Below are 24,318 nucleotides of genomic sequence, written 5' to 3' on the forward strand. Positions count from 1 at the left end.
TTCAATGCAGACTTTTTCGAAGATCCTTTCCATTACCGCTCTTTCCGCCTCGCTGGCGCTGGGCTTTGGCTCCATCGCCAGGGCCGAGCAGAAGACCGAATTCAAGGTCGCCTGGTCGATCTATGTCGGCTGGATGCCCTGGGGCTATGCGGCTGACCACGGCATCGTCAAGAAATGGGCCGACAAATACGACATCAAGATCGATGTCACCCAGTTCAACGACTACGTGGAGTCGATGAACCAGTATACGGCCGGCGCCTTCGATGCCGTGACGCTGACCAACATGGACGGCCTGTCGATCCCGGCCGCCGGCGGCGTCGATACGACCGCCGTCATCGTCGGCGACTTCTCGAATGGCAATGACGCCGTCATCCTGAAGGACAAGGCGAGCCTTGCCGATATCAAGGGCCAGAACGTCAATCTCGTCGAATTCTCCGTCTCGCACTATCTGCTCGCCCGAGCGCTCGAAAGCATCAAGCTGACGGAGCGCGACGTAAAGGTAGTCAACACGTCTGATGCCGACATGGTCGCGGCCTACAAGACCGCCGATGTCTCCGCCGTTGTCACCTGGAACCCGCTGGTCTCGACCATCCTCGAAGATCCCACAGCCAAGAAGGTTTTTGACAGCTCGCAGGTGCCAGGCGAAATCATCGACCTGATGGTCGCCAATAGCGGCGTGCTCAAGGACAATCCGAATTTCGGCAAGGCACTCGCCGGCATCTGGTACGAGACGGCTGCCCTACTGCGAGCCGATACTGCCGAAGGCAAGGCGGCCCGCCAGGCCATGGGCTCCGCTTCGGGCACCGATCTCGCCGGCTTCGAAGCTCAGCTGGCCGCCACCAAGCTCTTCGACAAGCCGGCCGATGCCGTTGCCTTCACCGCCTCGCCCGGCCTGCCGAAGACCATGGATCTGGTGCGCACCTTCCTTTTCGAGAAGGGGTTGCTCGGCAATGGCGCGCCGTCCGCTGACGTCATCGGCATTGAAATGCCCGATGGCAAGGTACTGGGCGACACGGGCAATGTGAAGCTGCGCTTCACCGAGACCTACATGAAGGCAGCCGCCGACGGTTCGCTCTGATCGCAATGGCGGCGCGGCTTAGCCGCGCCCCTTCCCTTCACCAGCGGAGCAGTTCCCATGCGTTGGATCAACACGAGGCCGAGCCGGGGCACGCAATTTGCCTTGATGCTGCTACCCTTCGTGCTGCTCGTTGTCGCCTATGCCTTTGGCTCGGCCGCACGACTGGCGGAAAATGCCAATGACAAGCTTCTGCCAAGCCTTGCCGGCTTTGCCGATGCGATCAACCGTCTGGCCTTCGTCGCCGACCAGCGTACCGGCGAATTTCTGCTCTGGTCGGACACGGGCGCGAGCCTGATCCGCCTGCTCTCCGGCCTCGGCATCTCGACGGCAATTGCGCTCGCAATTGGCATGTTGATCGGCATGCTGCCCTATCTGAGGGCGTTGCTTTCCCCCTTTGTCGCCGTGATCTCCATGGTTCCGCCGTTGGCGCTTCTGCCAATCCTCTTCATCGTTATGGGTCTCGGAGAGACTTCGAAGATCGCCCTCATCGTCATTGGTGTCGCTCCGACGATGATCCGCGACCTGGCACTGAAGGCGCTGGAACTGCCTCGCGAACAGATCGTCAAGGCCGAGACGCTTGGCGGCTCCTCCTGGCAGATCGGCCTGCGCGTCGTGCTGCCGCAGATCCTGCCGCGGCTGATTACCTGCCTCAGGCTGCAGCTCGGCCCGGCCTGGCTGTTCCTGATTGCGGCCGAGGCGATCTCCTCGGATTCCGGCCTCGGCTACCGCATCTTCCTCGTCCGCCGTTATCTCTCGATGGATATCATCTTTCCCTATGTGGTCTGGATCACCCTGCTCGCCGTGGTGATGAACACTTTGCTCGACCGTCTGCGCATTGCCGTCTTCCCTTGGTCAGAACTGGAGAAGCAGGCATGAGCGAACTCAGGATCGAAAGGGTCTGGAAGGAATATGGCGACCAAATCGTGCTCGAGGATGTATCGCTGACCGTTGCCTCGCGGGCCTTCGTCGCCCTCGTCGGCCCCTCCGGCTGCGGTAAAAGCACCTTCCTGCGCATGCTGCTTGGCCAGGAACGGCCGACGAAGGGTAAGATCCTGCTCGACGGCGTGCCGCTGCCACAGGAGCCGGGACCGGATCGCGGTGTCGTCTTCCAGCGCTATTCCGTCTTTCCGCATCTGACGGTGCTCGGCAATGTGCTGCTCGGCAAGGAGTTGTCCGCCGCGCGCTACAAGGCCAAGCTCTTTGGCGCGGCACGTCGCAACGTCATCGCGGAAGCGCGCCAGTTGATCGCCGAGGTCGGGCTTGCCGGTTCGGAGGGGAAATATCCGGCCCAGCTTTCCGGCGGCATGCAGCAGCGCCTTGCGCTCGCCCAGGCACTCATCATGAAGCCGAAGGTACTGTTGCTCGACGAGCCCTTCGGCGCGCTCGATCCCGGCATCCGCGCCGAAATTCACACGCTGATGAAGCGGCTCTGGCACGAAACGCAGATGACCGTCGTCATGGTTACCCACGACATGCGCGAGGCCTTCACACTCGCCAGCCGCGTCGTCGCCTTCGAACGCCGTCGCGACCGGCCGGAAGAGAAGGAGCGTTACGGCGCCACCATTACAAAGGACATTTCCATCTGGCCGCCGCGCCTTGCCGGCCAGTCAACGATCTTCAGCCCCGACCGGGACGGCCCGGTCGCTTCCCCGGGGCACAGCCGGGACGACCTGGCACCGTCAGGAGAGATGCAATGATGCATGTAAGACGCTCCCCGAGGAGATCGCCGCCAATCGTGCGCGCTACGAGGAGCATCAGAAGAAGGGCCTGGAATTCGCCCCCAAGGCCCTGCCCGGCCCAAGCCCGCTGCCGGCGCCGGCCATCGATGCGAACACCGTCATCCACCAGGAGACCATCCCCGGTGGTTGGTACTGGTCGACGAAGCTTTTGCGTGGCGAGGCGATCCGCGTCGATCAGGCCGAAGGCAATTCCACCGTGGCGCTCGTCGCCTGGAATGCCGATGATACGAGCGAGCGGATCAATCTCGTCGATACCGCCAAGGTCCAGTGGACGACGGCGCTCGGCAAGGGGCGCGTGATCTTCTCCGACATGGGCCGCGTCATGTTCTCGATGATCGAGGACAGTTCCGGCGCTCACGACTGCCTGATGGGTGGCTCGACGGCCGCCTCGAACGCAGCGAAATATGCCGGCCAGAAGACCCGAAACACCCGCGACAACCTCGTCCTCGCTGCGGTCAAGCTCGGCCTCGACCGTCGCGATATTCCAGGCATCCTCAATCTCTTCGCGCCAGTGCGCCTTGCCGAGGCCGGTGGCTTTGGCTGGCAGGGCAAACGCTCCAACAGCGGCGATTACGTCGAGTTGCGTTCCGAAATGGACATGCTGGTCGGCTTTTCCAATTGCCCGCATCCCCTCGATCCGGATCCGACCTACCAACCGAAGCCTGTTGTCATCACCCGCTACAAGGTGGCGGCTCCGGCTGCGGATGATCTTTGCCGCACGGCAACTGCCGAAGCCGTGCGTGGTTTCGAAAACAACATCCTGATGCAGGCCTGAGGAGAGACCGGTGTCCGATTTCATCCAGACCTCCCCTGCCCGCAGCCCGGAAACCGCCATCGAGGATCATTTCATCGCGGCCGAAGCACCGTGGTCCGGCATCGTGCGCAAGGGCCAGACGATCCGCATCGAGGACAGCTACGGCCAGCAGGCGATCGACACGCTCTTCTATCGTGCCGATGATGTCTCCGAGCGCTATTCCAATCAGGATACGATGCGCATGCAGGGTGCCGCCTATATCGGCATCGGTACGAAAATTGTGTCGAACGAAGGCAATGTCATGCTGACCATGACGGCCGACAGCTGCGGCCGCCATGACACCTCGGCCGGCGCTTGCTCCTGCGAGAGCAACACCGTGCGCTTCGGCCATGGCACAAAATATCTTCACGCCTGCCGCGACAATTTCGTGCTTGAAGTCAGCAAGCACGGCATGGGCAAGCGCGATATCGTCCCGAATATCAACTTCTTCATGAACGTGCCGATCAAGCCGAATGGCGAGATGACGATCGTCGACGGCATTTCCGCTCCGGGTGACTATGTAGAACTCATCGCCGAGATGGACGTGCTCTGCGTCATCTCCAACTGCCCGCAGATCAACAACCCCTGCAACGGCTTCGACCCAACGCCGATCCGGGTGCTGATCTGGGATGGCGAGGACTGACATGTTCAAGAAAGTCCTGATCGCCAACCGAGGCGAAATCGCCATCCGGGTCATCAAGACCCTGAGGCGCATGGGCATTGCGTCGGTCTCCGTCTATTCCGATGCCGACCGCTTCGCCAAACCCGCAATGGTGGCCGATGAAGCAATCCGGCTTGGGCCGGCACCGGCGAGCGAAAGCTATCTCAATGTCGATGCCGTCATCGCCGCCTGCAAGGCGACGGGGGCGGAAGCAGTGCATCCCGGCTATGGGTTTCTCTCGGAAAATATCGGTTTTGCCGAGCGGCTCGCCGCCGAAGGCATCGCCTTCATCGGCCCGCGGCCCGAACACCTCTCCGCGTTCGGCCTGAAGCATACGGCGCGCGAACTCGCCAAGGCGAGCGGCGTTCCACTCCTGCCCGGCACCGGCCTGCTCTCGAGCGCCGATGAAGCGCTCTCGGCGGCAGAAACGATCGGCTATCCGGTGATGCTGAAAAGTACGGCCGGCGGCGGCGGCATCGGTATGCAGCTCTGCGCTGATCCCGAAAGCCTGAAGGCATCCTTCGAAAGCGTGCAACGCACCGCGCGGGCAAGCTTTGGCGATGCGCGCGTCTATATCGAGCGTTTCGTGGCGGAGGCACGGCATGTCGAGGTGCAGATCTTCGGCAATGGCAAAGGCAAGGTCATCGCGCTCGGCGAGCGCGACTGCTCGCTGCAGCGGCGAAACCAGAAGGTGGTGGAGGAAACCCCCGCCCCCGGTCTTTCGGCCGTAACCCGCGCCCGCCTGCACAAGGCAGCCGTCGATCTCGGTTCGGCTGTCTCCTACGAATCCGCCGGTACCGTCGAATTCATCTATGATCCCGTGCGCGAGGAATTCTACTTCCTCGAGGTGAACACACGCCTGCAGGTCGAACATCCCGTTACGGAAGCCGTGTTCGGCATCGACCTCGTCGAATGGATGATCCGCCAGGCCGCGGGCGAGGATACGCTTGCCGGTGCGGAGGCTCTGCAGCCGAAGGGAGCCGCGATCGAAGTGCGCGTCTATGCCGAGATGCCGCACGCCGATTTCCGCCCGAGCGCCGGCTTGCTGACGGAGGTCGTCTTCCCCGAAGATGTCCGCCTCGACGGCTGGATCGAGACCGGCACAGAGGTGACGCCTTTCTACGATCCGATGCTCGCCAAGCTGATCGTTTCCGCCGAGGATCGCCCAGCGGCAATCGAGAAGCTGAGGGCAGCACTCTCCGGAACATCGATATCCGGCATCGAGACCAATCTCGATTATCTTCGCGCCATCGCCAGCTCCGAGCTTCTTGCCAGCGGCAAGGTGGCGACGACAGCGCTGCGCGCCTTTTCCTTCGTGCCTGACGTTATCGAGGTGATCGCCCCGGGCGCGCAGTCGAGCATTCAGGAATTGCCGGGCAGGCTCGGCCTCTGGCATGTCGGCGTGCCGCCGAGCGGTCCGATGGACGAGCGCTCATTCCGGCATGCCAACCGTCTCGTCGGCAATGGCGATATGGTCGCGGCACTGGAGCTGACAGTGTCCGGTCCGGTGCTGAAATTCCATACCGACACTGTGGTTGCGCTTGCCGGCGCCAGGATGGCGATGAGCGCCGATGGTGTGAAACTGCCGCATGACGAAGCCGCAACAATCCGCGCTGGCCAGATCCTCTCGATCGGCAGCATCGATGGGCCAGGGCAGCGAGCTTACCTCGCCGTGGCGGGCGGTTTTTCCGCTCCCGTCGTGCTGGGCTCCCGCGCCACGTTCGGGCTCGGCCAGTTCGGCGGCAACGCCACCGGCACGCTGAAGACCGGCCATGTGCTGCATCTTGCCCGTCAGGCCGCCGCCGAACCGCCAAAGCCACCAATCGAACCAGCGGAATTGACGCGCGAATGGGAGGTCGGCGTTCTCTACGGTCCGCATGGCGCACCTGATTTCTTTCAGGATGGCGATATCGAGACGCTGTTTTCGACGAGTTACGAGGTGCATTTCAACAGCGCGCGCACCGGCGTACGCCTCATCGGTCCCGCGCCGAAATGGGCGCGCAGCGATGGCGGCGAAGCCGGCCTTCATCCCTCCAACCTGCATGACAATGCCTATGCGATCGGCGCGATCGATTTCACCGGCGACATGCCGATCATCCTCGGACCGGACGGGCCAAGCCTCGGCGGCTTCGTCTGCCCAGCGGTGATCGCTCGCGACGAGCAATGGAAGATGGGCCAGTTCAAGCCGGGCGATCGCATCCGCTTCCATCCCGTCACGCGGTCTGAGGACCCGATTGCCGGGCCGGTCGTGCATCGGGCGAAAGAAGACACAGGCTCGCCTGTTATTGGCAAGAGCGACGGCGGACCTGTCTCTGTCGTCTACCGCCGCCAGGGTGATGACAATCTGCTGGTCGAATATGGACCGATGACGCTCGATATCGCCCTGCGGCTCAGGGTACATCTCTTGATGCAGGCCGTATCGCAGGCCCGCCTGCCCGGGATCATCGATCTCACGCCCGGCATCCGCTCGCTGCAGATCCAATATGACGGTACGGCATTGACCCGTAAACGTCTGCTCGGCCTGCTGGCCGAGATCGAGGCGAGCCTGCCGGCAGCCCAGGACGTCAAGGTGCCAAGCCGCATCGTGCATCTGCCGCTTTCCTGGAACGATCCGGATGCGGAACTTGCGATGCGCAAATATCAGGAACTCGTGCGGCCGAACGCGCCTTGGTGCCCGTCCAATATCGAATTCATTCGCCGCATCAACGGGCTGGCGGACGAACAGGCGGTGCGCGACGTCGTCTTCGATGCGAGCTATCTCGTGCTCGGCCTCGGCGACGTTTATCTCGGCGCGCCGGTCGCCACCCCGGTCGATCCACGCCATCGGCTGGTGACGACGAAGTACAATCCGGCCCGCACCTGGACGCCGGAAAATGCCGTCGGCATTGGCGGCGCCTATATGTGCATCTACGGCATGGAGGGCCCCGGCGGATACCAGCTTTTCGGCCGCACCATCCAGGTGTGGAACACCTGGCGGCAGACACCGGTCTTTGCCAAGGGCAAGCCCTGGCTTTTAAACTTCTTCGATCAGATCCGCTTCTTTCCTGTCACCCACCAGGAGCTGACGGAGGCGCGTAGCGCCTTCCTCCATGGCGGTTATCCTGTGAGAATCGAGGAGACGGAATTCTCCTACGCAGCATACGAGAAGGAATTGCAGGCGAATGCCGCCTCGATCGGGACCTTCAAGGCGAGCCAGCAGGCGGCTTTCGATTCCGAGCGCCAGCGCTGGAAGGAGGCGGGCCTCGACAGCTTCGTCACCGACGAAGGCACTGGTGAAAGCCCTGACGGAGATATTCCCGAAGGCTGCTTCGGCGTTGCCAGCGCCGTACCCGGCAATATCTGGAAACTTCTGGTCGAGCCGGGCGCACCGGTCGCGGCCGGTGACACGCTTGCCATCATCGAATCCATGAAAATGGAAATCAACGTCACCGCACATGCGCCGGGCCGTGTTCGCGACCTGCGCGCCGGCCCCGGACGAAACGTCAAAGCGGGCGATATCATTGTTGTTCTGGAGGAATGCTGAACCATGCTGCCGACCATTCTTGATCTGACAAGCCTTCGCGCAGCCTATGAGGCAGGCCAAAGTCCGCTCGATGTCATCGAGACCGTCATTACGCGTCGTGCCGCCTCGAAGGATCCGGCAATTTTCATCACACCGGCGCCTGATGATACATTGCGGGCTGAAGCACGAGCTCTGATGGAACGTGCGCCCGAGCCGAACAGCCTGCCGCTCTGGGGTATTCCCTTCGCGGTGAAGGACAATATCGACGTGGCGGGGCTACCGACCACCGCCGCCTGCCCGGCTTTCGCCTATAGTCCCAAGAAGGACGCAACTGTCGTTGCACGACTGCGGGCGGCAGGTGCGATCGTAATCGGCAAGACCAATCTCGACCAGTTTGCGACCGGCCTCAATGGCACGCGCTCACCCCATGGAGCGCCACGATCGGTCTTCGATGCCGACTATATTTCAGGCGGTTCGAGCTCCGGTTCTGCAGTGACGGTGGCATCCGGCCTCGCCACCTTCGCGCTCGGCACGGATACGGCCGGTTCAGGCCGCGTGCCGGCCGCTTTCAACAATCTCGTCGGCATCAAGCCCACTCCGGGCCTGCTGTCGAATACCGGCGCCGTGCCAGCCTGCAAGAGCGTCGACTGCATAACCATCTTTGCCGCGACTGTCGGCGACGGCGTCGCAATCCGCAAGATTGCCGAGGGCTTCGATGCCGCCGACCCGTTCTCCAGGCGCGCCAAGCCGGCTTCCCTTCCGATTGCCAGCCTGCGCGTCGGCGTTCTCGACGGCGCAGAGCGGGAATTCTTCGGCGATACCGATGTCGAAGCGCTCTACGATCAGGCAATCGAGCGGGCCAAGGTGCTCGGCGCGACGATCGTTCCCTTCGATTATGCGCCCTTCCGTGAGGCAGCTTCTCTCCTCTATGACGGCCCATGGGTTGCCGAGCGCCTGGCAGCCGTCGAAGATTTCCTGGCGAGCAACGCCGCCGATTTCGATCCCACGGTTCGCAAGATCATCGAAGGCGCCAAAGGCAAGACGGCCGTCGAAGCTTTTAATGGCCGCTACAAGCTCGAAGAGCTGCGCCGTAAGACGGAAGTCGAATGGGCGAAGGCGGATGTCCTGCTGCTGCCGACGGCACCGACGACCTACAAGGTTGCCGACATGCAGGCCGATCCGATCGTGCTCAACGGCCGGCTTGGCCGCTACACGAACTTCGTCAACCTGCTCGATTGCGCCGCGATTGCCGTTCCCGCCGGCTTCGGCGCCAATGGCCTGCCGGGCGGTGTGACGCTGATTTCGCCAGCCTTCACCGACGATGCGCTGGCTCCCCTTGCCGATGCGCTGCACCGCGCTGCCGCCGCCGGCATGGGCGTCGATCGCGCTGCGGTCATCCCCGAGCAGAGCCGTGTCGCCTCATTGACAGACGATACCATCGCCATCGCCGTGGTCGGTGCGCATCTGACGGGCATGCCGCTCAATCACGAACTGACCACATTGGGTGGCACGTTGGTAAAGGCCTGCCGCACAGCAGGTGATTATCGCCTCTTCGTGCTGCCGAATACGACCCCGCAGAAGCCCGGCCTCGTGCGCGAACCGGGACAGGACGGTCTCGGACTAGAGATTGAGGTCTGGGCCTTGCCCCCAGAGGGCTTCGGCCGTTTCGTTGCCAAGATCCCTGCCCCGCTTGGTATCGGCAAGGTCACGCTGGAGGACGGTTCGAGCGTGTCGTGCTTCCTCTGCGAAGCCCATGCTGTGAAGGGGGCCGAGGAGATCACTGCTCTCGGCGGCTGGCGGAACTATATGCGCAGCAAATCGGCCGCCTGAACCGGAGGGGTACGACAGTGAAATTCATAGTCCGGCTGCTGATGAATGGACTCCTGGCGCGTGCGGGCGCGCTACGAGGTCGACCTGTCATCTTTGTCCGCAGCCCGCTCCATGGCCGAGACGGGTCGAAATGATGGCCACCGTATCGAGCAGCGGCTGGTACAAACTTTTCTATGACTTTGAGTGAGAGCCGCAGCGACGGCCCGGTAACTCCCACGGCGCCGATAACGGCGCCGCTGGCGACAGTCGCTTCAATCCAGCCAGGCGTAAATCGCGGCTGGACGAGCGACACCTTTGAGCGGAAAAATGCCCGCTTTCTCGAAACGGCCTGGCGCCTGCGAAACGAAATCGGCGGATGCCAGCAGGCTGTGGCCGATCTCGTCGGCCAGCTTTTCCATGCGTGCTGCCTCGTTGACCGCTCTGCCAATGGCGGTGAAGTCGAGGCGGCGAGCCGCACCGACATTTCCATAGAACACTTCGCCGACGTGAAGGACGATATCGACAAGAAGCCCCGGTTCTCCGGCTTCCGCTCGCCTGCGATTGACATCGTCATTGGCGTCCATGGCAGCTCGTGCAGCCGCCAGGGCGCGGCCGCATGCCTCGGCAGGGTTATCGACATCGGCAGGGAAGATGGCGAGCAGACTGTCGCCCATGAACTTCAGGATCTCACCGCCCTCCTGCTCGACCGGAGCGCCGATCGCTTCGAAATGCTCGTTGAGCCAGGCAACGATGCGTTCAGGCTGATGCTTTTCATTGAGCGAAGTGAACTTCTTGAGATCGGCAAGAAGGATCGCGGCATAGACCGCGGTACCGTCCCCGCGCTTGATATGACCGCTCAGAATACGTCCACTGGTCCGTGTGCCCGTATAGACAGCCAGCACATCGCTCGCAACCCGCGTGGTAGCGATGCGGCAGCAGGCGAGTGACAGCGCCGGGACCAACCTCTCCAGATCGGCAATCAGCCTGTCCGAAAAGCCATCGGGGTCATCAACGGCGATCGAGAAGCTGACGCCCGCCAGCGCGGTATCGCCGGGGAATGAAACGAGCTTCATCAGATAATCGGTGGCTCCGAGCTCCGTCAATTCAGTCAGCAGTGGAATCGCCGGAGCATCCGGTCCTGGCGGCAATCGCCAACGGGCATATTGCAGATTATTCTCCAGGAGGAAGGAGATGGGAGAGCGCCGGAACAATTCCTGACCCGCTTCGTCATGCCCTTGAACTTCCGTCGAGAAGCCGGAAGAACGATACCACGCAAGCGAAAATCCCCGCTGCAGGGGATCGATCGACGGCATCGCTATCGACGCACGAAGGATTGGATATCCAAGATCCGTCAGTCGTTCCGCGACGCCCTGCAAAATGGTCTCAATGGTATCTGTCGATAGTCCTTCGGCGATGATCCAGTCTATCAGTTCCTGCAAGCGGGGCATGGTCACGTCCTTCGGCCTCCGGATTTTTTTGGAGGTCTGCCGTTCTACCGCAATTTTATCAATGGTCCATCGGTCGTGTCATTCCCGGGCGTCGGGTATCATCGCCGCAAAAAATCTTCATGCGCGCGCCGATTGAAGCAAAATGTGTGGAACAAAATCGGCGCTGCTGCGTAAATCCTCCCTGGGACGCAAGAAAGCCTGTTATCGCGCTAACAAGAAGCACAACCCCACTTCGAGGAAGGAAAGGAACGTGTCTATGACCTTACGGACTGCTGATGTTGTGCCGCATGACGATCACGTGGTTACGGCCAAAGAGGCCCTGGAGGGACTTTACCTAAGGCTCGAAATGGAGGCTGAGGTCCGGCTCGTTGCCGCGGCATTGCGCGCCGGTTGGACGGCAGACGAAGCCCTTGACGCGATCGACCAGCTTCGAGCCGACGATATCACCCACTAAGATTCCCTGACGCGGCGTTAAGCGTCGTGGCGGCTGAAATTGTCGCCCCCGAACTGCGCTCAGTTTGCCACCAGATGCCCCGGCGATACCTCACGGTACCCGAGCGGCTTGATCTTGTAATCGACGGGCCGGATCGGGCTCTTGATCTCGTCATTCGCGACTGACCGCTTTTCGCGAGGGCGATCAGGATCGGGAACCGGGACGGCTGCCATCAGCTTCTTGGTATAGTCGTGCTGTGGGTCGCCGAAGACGGCAGCGCGCGGCCCGATTTCGACGATTTCACCGAGATACATGACCGCGACGCGGTGGCTGACGCGCTCGACGACGGCCATGTCGTGAGAAATGAACAGAAATGCGAGATTGAGGCTCTGCTGCAAGTCCAGCATCAGGTTGATGACCTGCGCCTTGATCGACACATCGAGCGCCGAAACGCTTTCATCCGCCACGATGACCTTCGGCTCCAATGCAAGCGCACGCGCAATACAAATACGCTGGCGTTGCCCGCCGGAGAACTCATGCGGGAAGCGCGAGGCCATGTCGGGCGTCAGGCCGACCTTGGTGAGGAGGTCTGCGACGCGTTCCCTCGCCTGCTTTGCCGTCCCCATTCTGTGCTCGAGATAAGGCTCGGCAATGGCGTCGCCGACACGGATGCGGGGATTGAGGCTGGCAAAGGGATCCTGGAAGATCATCTGCACGGTCTTGCGCATCTCGCGCATGCCCGCCTTGCCGAGCGCCAGCACATCCTTGCCATCGGCAATGACAGAACCGCTCTGCGCCTCGATCAGCCGCATGATTGCGCGCCCGGTCGTCGACTTGCCGCAGCCAGACTCGCCGACGAGCGACAGCGTCTCGCCGGCATGGAGATCGAAGGAAACGTTCTCGACCGCGTGGACGCGACCAGTCAGCTTGCCGAAGAGCCCGGAATGAATGTCGAAGCGCTTGGTGAGGTTCTTCACCTCTAGAACCGGGCGAGATGTTGCGACGACCGTATCAGCCGTTTCGACCGGAATGTCTGATTCTCCCGTCGCCGTATTGACGACGGGGAAGCGTAACGGCCGCCGGTAATTTTGCATGGAACCGAGCACCGGTACAGCCGACAGCAAGGCACGGGTGTAGGGATGTTTGCCACGATGGAAGATATCGGGTGTCGCTCCCGTTTCCACCTGCTCGCCGCGATACATGACGACGGTACGATCGGCGATCTCGGCAACCACGCCCATATCATGAGTGATGAACAGAACCGACGTACCCTCCTCTTCCTGCAACATCTTGATCAGATCGAGGATTTGGCCCTGGATCGTCACGTCGAGTGCCGTCGTCGGTTCGTCGGCGATCAGGAGCTTCGGCCGTGAGGCAAGCGCCATGGCGATCATCACACGCTGGCGCATGCCGCCGGAGAAGCGGTGGGGATATTCGTTAAAGCGCGAGACAGCCGAAGGAATGCGCACCTTTTCGAGCAAGCGGATCGTCTCGGCGCGGGCTTCGGTCTTCGACATCGGCCGGTGGCACAACAACGCCTCTGAAATCTGGTCGCCGATCGTGAAGAGCGGATTGAGGCTCGTCATCGGTTCCTGGAAAATCATCGCGACATCATTGCCGCGAACCTTGCGCATCTCGCCTTCCGGCAGGGCCAGAAGGTCGCGCCCGCCGAGTATGATCTTGCCTTCGATGCGGCTCGAATCCGCCTGCAGAAGGCGCATGATCGATAGCGAAGTCACGCTCTTGCCGGAGCCGCTCTCGCCAACGATCGCGACCGTCTCTCCCGGTGCGACATCGAAGGAGACATTGCGAACGACCGGCTTCCAGGCGCCATCGACCAGAAACGATGTCGTCAGGTTCTGGACGGAGAGAACCGGCTCCGCCGTTGCGATGGATTGTGCCTGGATGCCTGTCATGATCGCTTCCTTAGAATTCGCGCCTTGTTTCTCGGATCAATCCGGCCACTTCAGCGCACCTTCGAAACGTCGCTTGCTGCGGTTTTCGATCGGTGTTGCAATGATCTCGTTGGAGGCGCGCGCCTTGTCGAGCTCCTCGGCCAGGCGGCTGGCGACGATCTTCTCCTGGCCCGGGTGCAGATTGCAGGGGTCGAGGTAGAAGTAGCGATGCTCGACTTCGTGATCGCGCACGATGATCGGCGGTGAGCCGCGGCCGAGCGCATCGGCGAGGTCCCAGGCGGTGATATGGGCCTCATCGGTATCGATGATCACGCGCATGCGATCGAGCGGGTTGTTGGTCGGGTCCGGCTCGATCAGTGCGGTCACGCCGGGGCGACCGTCGAGCGTCTGTTTCCAGAGGCTGAGATAACCAGTCTCACGCTCGCGGATATCTGCGTGGTCACGCGTCTCCCAGGCTTCGAGCGCCGCCATGACGCCGAAAATGCTTTCCTTGCCGACCTTCATGCCACGGCCGATGCCCATATTCTGCAGGAAGGCGTTGCGCACCAGCTCCTTCTTGCCGGCGACGATGCCCGAGGTCGGGCCGCCCAGGAACTTGTGGCCGGAATAGAGCGCCACATCGGCCCCCTGCTCCAGGAATATCCGCAGATCATATTCCGAGGCTGCATCGACGATAACGGGGACGCCCTTGGCATGGGCAATCTCGACGAATTCCTTGAGGTTCAGCAAGCCATAGTCGACGACATGATGCGAAACGACATAGACGGCGGCGGCCGTCTTCTCGGTAATCGCGTTCTCCATATGGAAGCGATGGGTGGATGTTGCCTGTCCGACCATCACAACCTTGCCGCCGGCAAGCCGGATCGCCTGATCAACTGGTGCGCCGTAGCTGACGATATGGCCCATCTGGACGAGAACTTCATTCTTGTCAGGCACCACATCCGGCAGCTTTTCGATGGCGAGCAGGTTGTTGCCGGTAATCGCGCCAGCGACGGCGAGCGAAATGCCCGCCGAGCAGGAGGCGGTCACGAAACCCGCCTCACCGCCGGTCAGCCGGGCGATAACCCCGCTTGCCTTGCGCTGCAAATCGTTGATCTCAACGAACTGCGGCAGGATCGACGACATAGCGGCGATGGCCTCGGGAACGACGATCGAGGCGCCGAGGCTGGTCATGGTACCGGAAACGTTGATGACCGGGCGAAGGCCGATCGATATGCGGATGTCCTCAGACATGGGTGTCTCCAATTTCAATCTGTTGGGCAGGAGCAATCATGCGCATCCTCATTAATCCCTGAGCGCGACGATGGCCTCGATTTCGACGGTGATGTTTCCTGGCAGCGATCCGAAGCCGACAGCAGAGCGGGCATGCTGTCCGACCTCGTCGCCGAAGACGTCGATGAAGAGATCCGAACAGCCGTTGATGACCGAGGGATGATCGACGAAATGCGGTACGGCATTGACCATGCCGAGCAGCTTGACGACACGCTTGACACGCGAAAGGTCGCCAAGCGCCTCATGCATGACGGAAAGCAGATTGATGCCGGTGAGCTTTGCATGCGCGTAGGCCGCTTCGACGCCGACCTCGGCGCCGACCTTGCCGACATGCATGAAGCCGTCCGGCTCGCGGGGCCCCTGCCCCGACAGGTAAAGCATGTTGCCCTCCTGCACATGGGTGACGAAATTAGCGATCGGCGGCGGTGGGGTCGGAAGCTTGATGCCAAGCGCTACTAGCCGCTCGTAGGGCGACGTGCTGGGCTGACCTGCGGTAACGGGCGGGCCGGCGGTGGCGGAAGACTGGTTCACGCAAACTCCTGTGATGCTATGTCTTGTGTTCTGGTCTTACCGGTAGGAATAACCGTGGCTGTGGCGCACCAGCTTGCGGGCACGCGGCACGTAGCGGCTGGAGGTGAATGCCTCGTTGCCCAGCACCGCATATCGCGGCTCGAAGAGCTTCTTCAGCACCGAGACGTCGCCATTGGAATCGGTGGCTTCGAGGTCGGAATCGACGAGATCGAAGATCGTGAACTCGGCGGCAGCACCAACACTCAGACGGTTTTCCATCGACAGCTTGATGACGGATGCCGGCGCATGGGTCACAGCATGGATCACCTTGTCGAAGGGCATGCCGACCGACAAGAGCTTCGACATGGTCGTTGCCAGATCCCAGACCGGGAAGTTCATCGAATGACCATGCAGGTCGGTCGAGATCGAATATGGCAACAGGCCACGGGCGATTGCCGCTTCCGCCACCTTGAAGGAGAAGGAGGCACCGCCATGGCCGATGTCGAGGCGGATGCCTTCAGACGCGCAGCGCTCAGCGAGATTGAAAAGGTCTTCGTCCTCCATGATGCTCGAACCGGCCTTGCCGTTGAAGCAGTGGGTGACGACATCGCCGGGGCCGAGGATTTCCAGCACTTCATCATAGAGCGCCGGCGGTTCGCCGACATGCACCATCATCGGCACCTTGAGGATCTTGGCAATCTTCTTGCCGAGCTTGACCGGGGTGACACCCCAGGAACCGGTGATCACGTGGCTGGCGCGCACCTTGATGCCGACGATGTGCTCGCTGTTTTCAGCGTAGCATTCGAGGATGCGGTCGAGGTCGATATCCCTGATGTCGCGCAGTTCCGCAACACGATTGCAGGCAACCAGGCCGATGGAACCGAGATTGAGGAAAGCCTTGATGCGTTCCTTCGACGGCTCGATGATATATTCGCGGAAACCGTGGAAATTGGCCTCACCAGCAGAACCGGCATCAACCAGCGTCGTCACGCCACGCTCAACGCCGCATTCGGACGGGCGGATGGAGATGTCGGTGCCACCATGCCAGATATGCACGTGCAGGTCGACCCAGCCGGGCGAGACGAAGGCACCCTTGCCGTCGAGGCGCGCCACGTCATCGGCCACAGCCAGGGACGGGCCAAGCTTGGCAATCTTGCCATCGGCATCGACCAGAATGTCGATTGCCCCATCAGGCGTGCCGGCACCGAAGCCAACAGGCTTTACGTTGGTGAGGAGGAGCGGCTTGCCCACTTTTTCACCGGTCATTTAAAGGTCCTTTCGAAGTTTGGGATCGAGCATGTCGCGCAGACCGTCACCGACCATCTGGAGCGAAAGCACGGAGAGAATGATGGCGACGCCCGGAAACAGCGTCATCCAGTCGGCCTGACCGATATATTGCCGGCCAGCGGCAATCATCGTGCCCCAGGTCGGGATTTCCGGGCTGACGCCGAGGCCGAGGAAAGAAAGGCCGGCCTCGGCGAGCATGGCGCTGGCAAAGAGGAAAGTCGCCTGCACCATGATCGGCGAGAGCAGGTTCCTCAGCACATGGCGCGTCATGATATGGAAGGTCGAGATCCCCAGCGCTTGTGCGGCCTCGACATAAGGCAACTCGCGGATAACAAGCGTCGAGGCGCGGACAATGCGGGCTAGACGCGGTGCATAGACGATCGACAGCGCAATGATGACAGTCGTCAGCGACGGGCCGAGAGCCGCGACAAGCGCAATCGCCAGCAGGATATCCGGGAAGGCCATCATCGCATCAATCAGGCGAGCGATTGGTGTGTCGAGTTTCTTGAAGAAGCCCGCAAGCAGTCCGAGCGTGACCCCGATCGCCGCCGAAAGTGCGACGACCGCGACGCCGACGAGCAGCGACAGGCGGCCGGCGAAGATGGTGCGCGACAGCACATCCCGGCCGAACTCGTCCGTGCCGAAGAAATATGTCCCGCTCGGTGGCTTCAGACGGTTGATGATCGAGAGCTTCGACGGCGAATAGGGTGCAACCCATGGCGCCAGGATCGCCAGCAGCACGAAAATTGTGAGAATGAGCAAGCCAACGGCGACTGTCTTGCGCTTCATGAACTGGCGGAGGAACTTGCGGCCTTCACTTTCGGCCGGCTTGATCGCGATATCCGTCATCAGTAGCGCACCCTCGGATCGACGAGCAGGTAGAGCATGTCGATCGCAAAATTGATCAGGACGTAGAGTGCGGCGATCACCAGAAGCGCCCCCTGGATAACAGGATAGTCGCGACGCAGCACCGCCGAGACGACGAGATTGCCGACACCCGGAAGACCGAAGACGGTCTCGGTCACAACCGCACCGGATATCAGCACGGCGGCGGTGAGGCCGAGAACGGTCAGGATCGGAATCAGCGCATTCTTCAGGGCGTGCTTGAGGATCACCCTGCGTTCGATCAGCCCCTTGGCGCGGGCCGTGCGGATATAATCGTCTCCGAGAACGTCGAGCATCGAGGCGCGCGTGAAGCGCAGAATGAGCGCCGAGGAGACGATGCCCAGCGCAAATGCAGGCAGCGTCAGGTGATACATGCGGTCGAGGAATGTCGAGCCCGGCCCGCCGTATCCTGAGACAGGAAACAGTCCGAAGCGGACGGCGAAGACCTGCATCAGGATGAGGCCGAGCCAGAAGCTCGGAATGCTGGCGGCAAACATTGCAAGCGTGGTTGCCGCCTGGTCGACGAAGGAACCTCGGCGATAGGCGGCATAAATGCCGATCGGCAGCGCAATGAGGCTGGCGATAACAAGCGAAAAGATCGTCAGGAAGAAGGTCGGTTCAGCACGATCGAGCAGCGCCGAGGTAACAGGCATATTGAGGAAGATCGACTGTCCGAGATCGCCCTTCAGCAACTGGCCGATATAATAGAGATATTGCACTCCGATCGACCTATCGAGGCCAAGGCTGGCCCGCAGATCGGCGATGTCCTGCGGCGTCGCATCGGGGCCGAGCATGACGGCAGCCGGATCGCCGGGGGTAACGCGCACGCTGACAAAGACGATGGTGACGACGAGAAACATCACCACGATCATGCCGAGCAGGCGCTGGAAAATGTAACGTATCATGAAGTCTGTCCCGGTGCCGGGTGGGCACAATGGAAGAAGGATACCGGCGCAGGCGCACCGGTATCCCGCGACGGTGCGTTACTTCTTGACCGATGCGTTCCAGAAGTACGGCCACGGAGCCGGGTCGACGCCTTCGAGCTTGGTCGATTTCGCCGACACGGCGTTGAAATCACCGATCTTCATGTAAGGCAATTCGTCATACATGGCCTTCTGGACATCTGCCCAAAGTGCCACGCGCTTCTGCGGATCGACCTCGGAAGTGAAAGCATCGACGACGGTCTTGCGCGCCGGCGTATCCCACCAACCGGGTGAGCTCGGAGACAGTGACCCGATCAGTGCCGGTTCTGGCAGGAAGGGGCTGTGGGTGATGTAGATATCCCAGAGCTTCGGATCGGTGCGGCGCTGTGTCAGCGTTGCCCAGTCGACGACCTGCAGGTCGACGGCAAAGCCCGCTGTCTTCAGGTATTCGGCGGCAACCTGCGCCATCTTGTAATGGAATTCGTACTGGCGGCTGGTCAGAATGCGGATCGGCTCGCCATTGTAGCCGGCCTTCTTGGCCGCTTCGGCGGCGCCTTCTGGATCGGCGACATTGTAATTGCCCTCGACACCTGCATTGGTATTCCAGACGTAGGGCTTAGGATAGATGTCGCCGTCGAGCGTATAGAAATCCGTGCTGCCGAAAGCGGCGGCGAGCATGTCTTCCATGCTGAGCGCCTGACGGATTGCCTTGCGGACTTCGACATTCTTGGCAAGGCCTTCCTTCGTGTTGAAGACGAAGACCGGATAGCCGAATGGCTTCAGGATAACCGGCTGCGACGCGCTTGATGCCTTCAGTTTGTCGAAGGATTCGACCGGGATCGAGTCTACATAATCATACTGGCCGGAAACGGCCGCCTCGACACGGGTGTTTGCATCCGGAACCGGCACGAAGCGGATTTCGTCGAGATACTGGTGGCGCGCGCCGCCGTAACCGTCGCTCTCGCCATCGCGCGACTTGTAGCCATCGAAGCGGACGAGCTGGATATACTGGTCCGCCTTGCGCTCCTTTAGCATATAGGGGCCGGTACCGATGAATTCCTTCATCGGTTCATCCTGCTTTTCAGCGGGGATGATGATGGCGGCCGAGTTGTTGAAGGCGAGCAGCGAGGTCAATGGCGCATAAGGCTGCTTCAGCGCGATCTTGACGGTCGCCGGATCGGCGGCGGTGATGGAGTCGATGAAGCCTGCGACCTGCTTGCCGCGCGAGGCGATCTTCGTCCAACGGTTCAGCGAGGCGACGACGTCTTCAGACGTCATGTCGGAATTATCGTGGAACTTGATGCCGGTGCGCAGCTTGATCGTATAGGTCTTACCGTCGGCGCTGATTTCCGGCGGGCTTTCAGCCAGAAGCGGCGTGACATTCCACTTCTTGTCGAAGGTGTAGAGCGTTTCGAAGATGTGCTGCGTGACGATGCCGACGAGGTCGGCAGTCGAGGACATAGGGTCAAGCGTCGGCGGCTCGCCGATCGTCGCGACGTTGATAACGCCACCCTTTTCCTGAGCCAGCAAAGTTGTCGGCAAGGCGACCAGCGCAGTGCCGAGAAGGAATGCGACAAGTGTCTTCATTTCATACTCCCGGTTTAATGTTCCACAATTATGTTATATCGGTTTTTATAATAGAATAACGACGGAAGTGGTCCTGTCAATCGGGAAAGTGGCTCCATTGTTGAAATGAATAGGTGCGCGGACGGATGGTACAAAACACGATTTGTTCTTCCACCCGGTGCGACCTTACGCGCACGATGCCCCTGTTGATTGGAGCAATCTCGGCCTTTTTTGAGTACAATGATGCAATTTTAATACCCAGAACGCGGTGGGTCTTGCGCTAGAATGAGCGGCGGCTGTTACATCCCTCGCGCCCGGGCGACTTCGCTGATATGTTCGGCGGCAGCAGCGGCTTTTGTCCGACGCGACACTTTGTTGATCAGCCCCCAGAGGAACCGCTCACTTTAAAGTTCGGGCTCAACCACACCTACTTGCCCGCGCAACCATGGATTCTGGTCAACTCGAGGGAAGCACGTCGCACGGCATCGTCAGCTTCAAGGGCATTCCTTATGCCGCACCGCCCGTCGGTAATCTGCGATGACGTGTGCCCATTGGACGGGACGCCCAAATCATCGTTAAGTCCGATGACGTCTGGATACTACATGCGGCCGTCTTCAAAGGAAGTCCAACCTGATCGGATCCGAACGGCCGGTGCCAACTCGGCATTTTTACAATGATCCTTGATTTGCCTCAATGCACTAATCGAATTGAAGATCATCCTAACAGTTTGGATGAACGCATCCCTCTTCAGGAGCGATACTATGCTGAGAGCAAAGCGCGACAGTATCGGTGGCCCGCAAGGCAGCGCGATACCGTCTTTGGGGGAATTTGAGGGCCGTGCCTTCGTTCTCCGGGTGATGGCGACTGTTTCCCTAACGAGGCTATTGAGGCGTCGTGATGCCAACGGCCAAGCCGCGCTCATAAAGGCACTTCAGCGCACTATCGAACGAAAATGTGCGCGGGCGAAATTGCCTGGCGCTGATATCGCCGCTGCTTCGAAATATGCAAAAGAGATGGTTGACGAAGCTCTGGATAGGGCAGGTGGATCTGCAGCTCCAAGGCAGTGAGGTCCTGAGCCCTGAGTAGGAAAGGGCAATCAGGCAGTTGTCGCCGACTTCAGGATCCGACGTCATCACGTCAATCAGTCTTGATTACCGCGTCACCGATATCGCTTCAGGCGGACACTCGAACCGCCGAAATCCATGGAGCCGGCGGGCCTATCGTTACCCGATCGAAGATCCATATAACAAGGTACGGCAATTATGAACATTCGGGAAATGCCATACAAGGAGTGTATTGCCGTCGTTAAAAGACAACGGCTTGCAAGGTTGGCATGCGCTCACGCCGACATCCCCTATGTTGTGCCTGTTCAATATGCATGTGTCGATGACAGGCTGTATATCTTCACTTTGCCCGGCAAAAAGTTGGAGATCATGAGACAGAACCCAAATGTTTGCGTCCAAATTGACCAGCTCAAAAGCAAGCACTCTTGGAAAAGTGTAATTATCGACGCGAGATATATTGATCTTGAAGGCGACGAAAGTCGCGAAGAGAAGCATCAGGCTTGGTCTCTGCTCGCGCGACGTCTCGATTGGTGGGAGCCAGGCGCTTTGAAGCCGCCATCCAGATGGACAGATGCAGTTGCAAAGACGCACATTTTCTTTGCGCTCGATATAGTCGATGTAAGCGGCCGCGCCACGGCAAGCTAACCGAGGGAAATTTCGCGAAGTGAAGAAAGCAAAGAGCCGCTTTCTCGTCTGACCAAAGGATTTCTGCCATGCCAAAAATTGAAGGCCAAAATTCTGGCGACCACAGTATTGCCACTGCACCAACAAGTGGAGAGATTGAAGCTCGTCTTCTTGTTCTCGAGCTCATCGCTTTGAGTTGCTCGATAAGGTTGCTTAGTCTCCACGACGGACAGGAAACGGCAGACTTGACCGCAGATATACTGCGCGGCGTCGAGATTGCCGGCCGAAATCTGGGGCTTCATTTCCGAGACATAGTCGATGCGCAAAACTACGCGGAAGATTTGTTGAGAGATGCTCAAGTCCAAGCGGATGGTCTTGAGGACATAAAACATGCATGCCTAAAACTGAAAGAGGAAAGGTAACGATAATTTTGGGGGAATTAAAACTCAGGTTTGATGAAGAACGTCAGCAGTTGGCCGCCCGATTTCATTTTTTATAAGGACGCTTCCAGCATTAGTGCACTTCACTGCGGATCGGTGGGGAGCGACACCTTTGGTCGACCTCCATGAGCCCCATCGAAGTACACCCTAGGCTAAACTCATTATTCCTATTCATCGCAAACTCAGTGGAACATTACCGAGCAGATGCTGCCTGAGGACGGCTGGAGGGAAGCGAGCTGTTCGATAGGCGATGCAGTCCGCCTTATAAGGCGCTCAAGATCACCAGACGTCAAATCCCAGCGCTTCCCACCATCTTAGGTCGACGCAATACAATTCCTTGAGCTTTTCGTGCCGAGAATGTCTCACTCCTAACCAAACAAAAGCGACCTGAGCCCCGTGGCGTCATTTGTTGACCGCGAGACGGGGGCCTTACCGACTACGTGAGCAATTGCGGGAGCGCGACGTAGTTCGTCACCGTAGGCTCCCGCAAAAGAAAGGGGACGGCAAAAATGCCGCCCCTATAAATCAGTTGTTGCAATTCGGATCCCCTGGATCGCAGGCGCCACGTGGTCTCCTACGGTCGTTATCCGGCCCGCGGTTATCGCCTCCCCGGCGCATGTTGCGGTTATCGCCGTCGTCGTTGCCCCGACGCTGAAAATCACGTCGGTCACGGTTGCCACCATCATTACCGTCGCGGCGGAAATCCGGCTGGCGATCGAATTGCGGGCGCCGGTTCTGGTCACCAGTGGCGTCCAGCCTTCGGTTATCGCGATCGCGATTGAAATCAGGTTGACGTCTCTGGTCGCGATTGGCATCCGGGGCCCTGTCAAAGTCGGGCCTGCGGTCGAAATCGGGGCGCCGGTCAGCGTCCTGGCGTCGATCGAAATCAGGACGCCTGTCGAAGTCGCGGGGCGGCGGCGGGCGGTAAAAGTCCGGGCCGCGACGCCAGCGGTCTCGGTCGCGGTAGAAATCACGGTTACGGTAGTAGCGGTCCCAATAGTTGCCAACGCTGAAGACCACCGTCGGAATTCCAAGCGGTCGATAGTATTCCGGGCCGACATAGACGCGGCGACTTTGATAGACGGCCTGAACATAGCGACCAGCGACCCAGCCGCGGCCGCCGTAGAATTCGACGTCACACCACGGAACATCTGCAAGACAGCCGTGGATTTCGACAGATTCGCCGACCGGGATCACGGCGACTGCGGGATAGCTGGTGCTTGGACCGGCGCGCATGTTGACGTTCGCCGTGGAATAGCCTTCGGCGGCTTCAGCTATCGCGGGCGCCAGCAAAAGCAGGCCAGTTGCCGCAATCTTAAGAAGGGCATTTCTCACATTCAACTCCCTATCGGCGCGGTTCTGCCGTCACCATGAGCTTCGCTGGACGGCTTCCGCCGCTATAAAATAGTTAAGCGGAGACAGCCGTTTAGGAGGTGTCGTTCATCCATTTTGTCTCGTAATGATTTATAGCGCCGCGCCGATGAACGCAGCTTGAACGTGGCATGAGATTGCTGCTTGGTTTCGCTCCTCATGGCGCGTGGCGCTCCAACGTTTGCGATTGCCTCACGTCGCGGGCATATTGAAATACGCTCCCAGGATCACGATCTCAGATTGGCAATCGGAGCCCTGAAATGCTGTACATCATCCCTGCCCTGTTCGTCATTGCCTGCGCGATTTACGTGGGAAGGTACTATGTAATCAAGGCGCGGCTCACTCAGGCCGTTCTTGACGAAGCAATTGCACGGAAGCTTTCCACATCTCCGCTGAACCTAGAGGTGATGCACTTGAGGGAGCAAAACATGGTGATGCGCAACCTCCTCCTGGACATGGTTGAGAACGAGGCTTCCTTTGAGACTGACCATCCAAAGACGGAGGAAGCTCGCGCGTTCAGCGCCAGGATACAGCGGCGGCGGGAGATCTTCGGAGAAGCCGTATTCGTGCTGCAGCAAGGCGAAAGACCCCAAGCATCAAATCAGAACCTTAAGATTTCCGGTTAAGTCACCGCTCGCAAAACAGACGAATGCTGCATCGCTCGGTGCCGTGGCGAAACAGTTGTGGTAGCCCCTCGGTCGGTGGCCATCGGGAAATAGAATTCAGGCGTACCTATTGCCTGACGATGCATTCAATCCAGTGCGTCAGGGGACGAAGGCCGCTGTATAGCTTTCGTCAGGATTCGCGGCGATACCGACGGGGACCAACTTCCCGCTACTGTCGTTTCGCGCGAACCAGGTCGCCGAGGCCTGTTGCAACGCTGACGAGATTGTCAGGAAGGTCGTCACCATTTGTCGCATTGGTTTGCCTCGAAACATCGCCCGTGCTCCACTTCACCACGCCTTCATCTTGTCACGAGAACATCACGACCGAACGG

19 protein-coding genes and 2 pseudogenes are annotated in these 24,318 nt (G+C 60.1%); 12 read left to right on the top strand and 9 right to left on the bottom strand.

What is annotated here, in order from left to right; translation table 11 throughout:
- Positions 1-4: 4 nt before the first annotated feature.
- The 7 genes and pseudogenes from ACR9ZQ_RS34510 (at position 5) to atzF (ending at position 9,603) form a co-directional block, all read left to right on the top strand.
- The gene (locus tag ACR9ZQ_RS34510) at positions 5-1,078 is read left to right on the top strand and encodes a putative urea ABC transporter substrate-binding protein (protein ID WP_310389108.1); all 1,074 of its coding nucleotides are present in this window, start codon (positions 5-7) and stop codon (positions 1,076-1,078) included.
- A gap of 57 nt (positions 1,079-1,135) precedes the next feature.
- Positions 1,136-1,954, top strand: a complete 819-nt coding sequence (locus ACR9ZQ_RS34515) for an ABC transporter permease (RefSeq protein ID WP_310389110.1) — start codon at positions 1,136-1,138, stop codon at positions 1,952-1,954.
- Complete coding sequence (locus ACR9ZQ_RS34520) at positions 1,951-2,775, top strand: ABC transporter ATP-binding protein (protein ID WP_310389112.1); 825 nt, start codon at positions 1,951-1,953, stop codon at positions 2,773-2,775. Before ACR9ZQ_RS34515 ends, ACR9ZQ_RS34520 begins: the two co-directional genes overlap by 4 nt.
- Positions 2,772-3,592: pseudogene (locus ACR9ZQ_RS34525) on the top strand (urea amidolyase associated protein UAAP1). The gene ACR9ZQ_RS34520 and the pseudogene ACR9ZQ_RS34525 overlap by 4 nt, the downstream one beginning before the upstream one ends.
- Positions 3,593-3,602: 10 nt before the next feature.
- Positions 3,603-4,253, top strand: a complete 651-nt coding sequence (locus tag ACR9ZQ_RS34530; protein ID WP_481429989.1) for an urea amidolyase associated protein UAAP2 — start codon at positions 3,603-3,605, stop codon at positions 4,251-4,253.
- A gap of 1 nt (position 4,254) precedes the next feature.
- Entirely contained in the window at positions 4,255-7,794 is a 3,540-nt protein-coding gene (gene uca, locus ACR9ZQ_RS34535) for an urea carboxylase (RefSeq protein WP_481429990.1), read from the top strand.
- A gap of 3 nt (positions 7,795-7,797) precedes the next feature.
- Positions 7,798-9,603: an allophanate hydrolase gene (atzF, locus tag ACR9ZQ_RS34540; RefSeq protein ID WP_481429991.1), complete on the top strand. Its 1,806-nt coding sequence runs from the start codon at positions 7,798-7,800 to the stop codon at positions 9,601-9,603.
- A 251-nt stretch (positions 9,604-9,854) separates the two neighbouring features.
- Here atzF and ACR9ZQ_RS34545 read toward each other — a convergent pair whose 3' ends face one another.
- Positions 9,855-11,030: an adenylate/guanylate cyclase domain-containing protein gene (locus ACR9ZQ_RS34545; RefSeq protein WP_481429992.1), complete on the bottom strand. Its 1,176-nt coding sequence runs from the start codon at positions 11,028-11,030 to the stop codon at positions 9,855-9,857.
- Positions 11,031-11,286: 256 nt separating this feature from the next.
- Here ACR9ZQ_RS34545 and ACR9ZQ_RS34550 point away from each other — a divergent pair, with 256 nt between their 5' ends.
- Positions 11,287-11,484, top strand: coding sequence for a hypothetical protein (locus tag ACR9ZQ_RS34550; RefSeq protein WP_310389122.1), 198 nt, complete (start codon positions 11,287-11,289; stop codon positions 11,482-11,484).
- A gap of 59 nt (positions 11,485-11,543) precedes the next feature.
- Here the strand turns inward: ACR9ZQ_RS34550 and ACR9ZQ_RS34555 are convergent, their stop codons facing one another.
- The 7 genes from ACR9ZQ_RS34555 to ACR9ZQ_RS34585 all read right to left on the bottom strand — a co-directional run bounded on the left by ACR9ZQ_RS34555 (position 11,544) and on the right by ACR9ZQ_RS34585 (position 19,843).
- The gene (locus ACR9ZQ_RS34555) at positions 11,544-13,379 is read right to left on the bottom strand and encodes an ABC transporter ATP-binding protein (RefSeq protein ID WP_481429993.1); all 1,836 of its coding nucleotides are present in this window, start codon (positions 13,377-13,379) and stop codon (positions 11,544-11,546) included.
- Between the two features lie 36 nt (positions 13,380-13,415).
- Positions 13,416-14,612, bottom strand: a complete 1,197-nt coding sequence (locus tag ACR9ZQ_RS34560; RefSeq protein WP_481429994.1) for an aminotransferase class V-fold PLP-dependent enzyme — start codon at positions 14,610-14,612, stop codon at positions 13,416-13,418.
- Positions 14,613-14,663: 51 nt separating this feature from the next.
- On the bottom strand, positions 14,664-15,182 hold the full coding sequence (locus ACR9ZQ_RS34565) for a RidA family protein (protein WP_481429995.1): 519 nt from the start codon (positions 15,180-15,182) through the stop codon (positions 14,664-14,666).
- 36 nt (positions 15,183-15,218) lie between these two features.
- On the bottom strand, positions 15,219-16,427 hold the full coding sequence (locus tag ACR9ZQ_RS34570; protein WP_481429996.1) for an amidohydrolase/deacetylase family metallohydrolase: 1,209 nt from the start codon (positions 16,425-16,427) through the stop codon (positions 15,219-15,221).
- A complete protein-coding gene (locus tag ACR9ZQ_RS34575) occupies positions 16,428-17,297 on the bottom strand; it encodes an ABC transporter permease (protein ID WP_481429997.1) in 870 nt (289 codons plus the stop codon).
- Positions 17,297-18,238, bottom strand: a complete 942-nt coding sequence (locus ACR9ZQ_RS34580; protein ID WP_481429998.1) for an ABC transporter permease — start codon at positions 18,236-18,238, stop codon at positions 17,297-17,299. Before ACR9ZQ_RS34580 ends, ACR9ZQ_RS34575 begins: the two co-directional genes overlap by 1 nt.
- Positions 18,239-18,316: 78 nt before the next feature.
- A complete protein-coding gene (locus ACR9ZQ_RS34585; protein WP_481429999.1) occupies positions 18,317-19,843 on the bottom strand; it encodes an ABC transporter substrate-binding protein in 1,527 nt (508 codons plus the stop codon).
- A gap of 421 nt (positions 19,844-20,264) precedes the next feature.
- Here ACR9ZQ_RS34585 and ACR9ZQ_RS34590 point away from each other — a divergent pair.
- The 3 genes and pseudogenes from ACR9ZQ_RS34590 to ACR9ZQ_RS34600 all read left to right on the top strand — a co-directional run.
- Positions 20,265-20,360 (top strand): annotated as a pseudogene (locus ACR9ZQ_RS34590) (carboxylesterase family protein); the annotation flags it as partial.
- Between the two features lie 724 nt (positions 20,361-21,084).
- Entirely contained in the window at positions 21,085-21,531 is a 447-nt protein-coding gene (locus ACR9ZQ_RS34595) for a pyridoxamine 5'-phosphate oxidase family protein (RefSeq protein ID WP_481430000.1), read from the top strand.
- A 68-nt stretch (positions 21,532-21,599) separates the two neighbouring features.
- Complete coding sequence (locus tag ACR9ZQ_RS34600) at positions 21,600-21,932, top strand: hypothetical protein (RefSeq protein ID WP_310389139.1); 333 nt, start codon at positions 21,600-21,602, stop codon at positions 21,930-21,932.
- 543 nt (positions 21,933-22,475) lie between these two features.
- Here the strand turns inward: ACR9ZQ_RS34600 and ACR9ZQ_RS34605 are convergent.
- Positions 22,476-23,285: an SH3 domain-containing protein gene (locus ACR9ZQ_RS34605; protein WP_481430001.1), complete on the bottom strand. Its 810-nt coding sequence runs from the start codon at positions 23,283-23,285 to the stop codon at positions 22,476-22,478.
- A gap of 296 nt (positions 23,286-23,581) precedes the next feature.
- Here ACR9ZQ_RS34605 and ACR9ZQ_RS34610 point away from each other — a divergent pair, with 296 nt between their 5' ends.
- A complete protein-coding gene (locus ACR9ZQ_RS34610) occupies positions 23,582-23,947 on the top strand; it encodes a hypothetical protein (RefSeq protein ID WP_481430002.1) in 366 nt (121 codons plus the stop codon).
- Positions 23,948-24,318: the final 371 nt, after the last annotated feature.

The sequence above is a fragment of the Rhizobium sp. KNZ14-9A genome, from assembly GCF_056755015.1.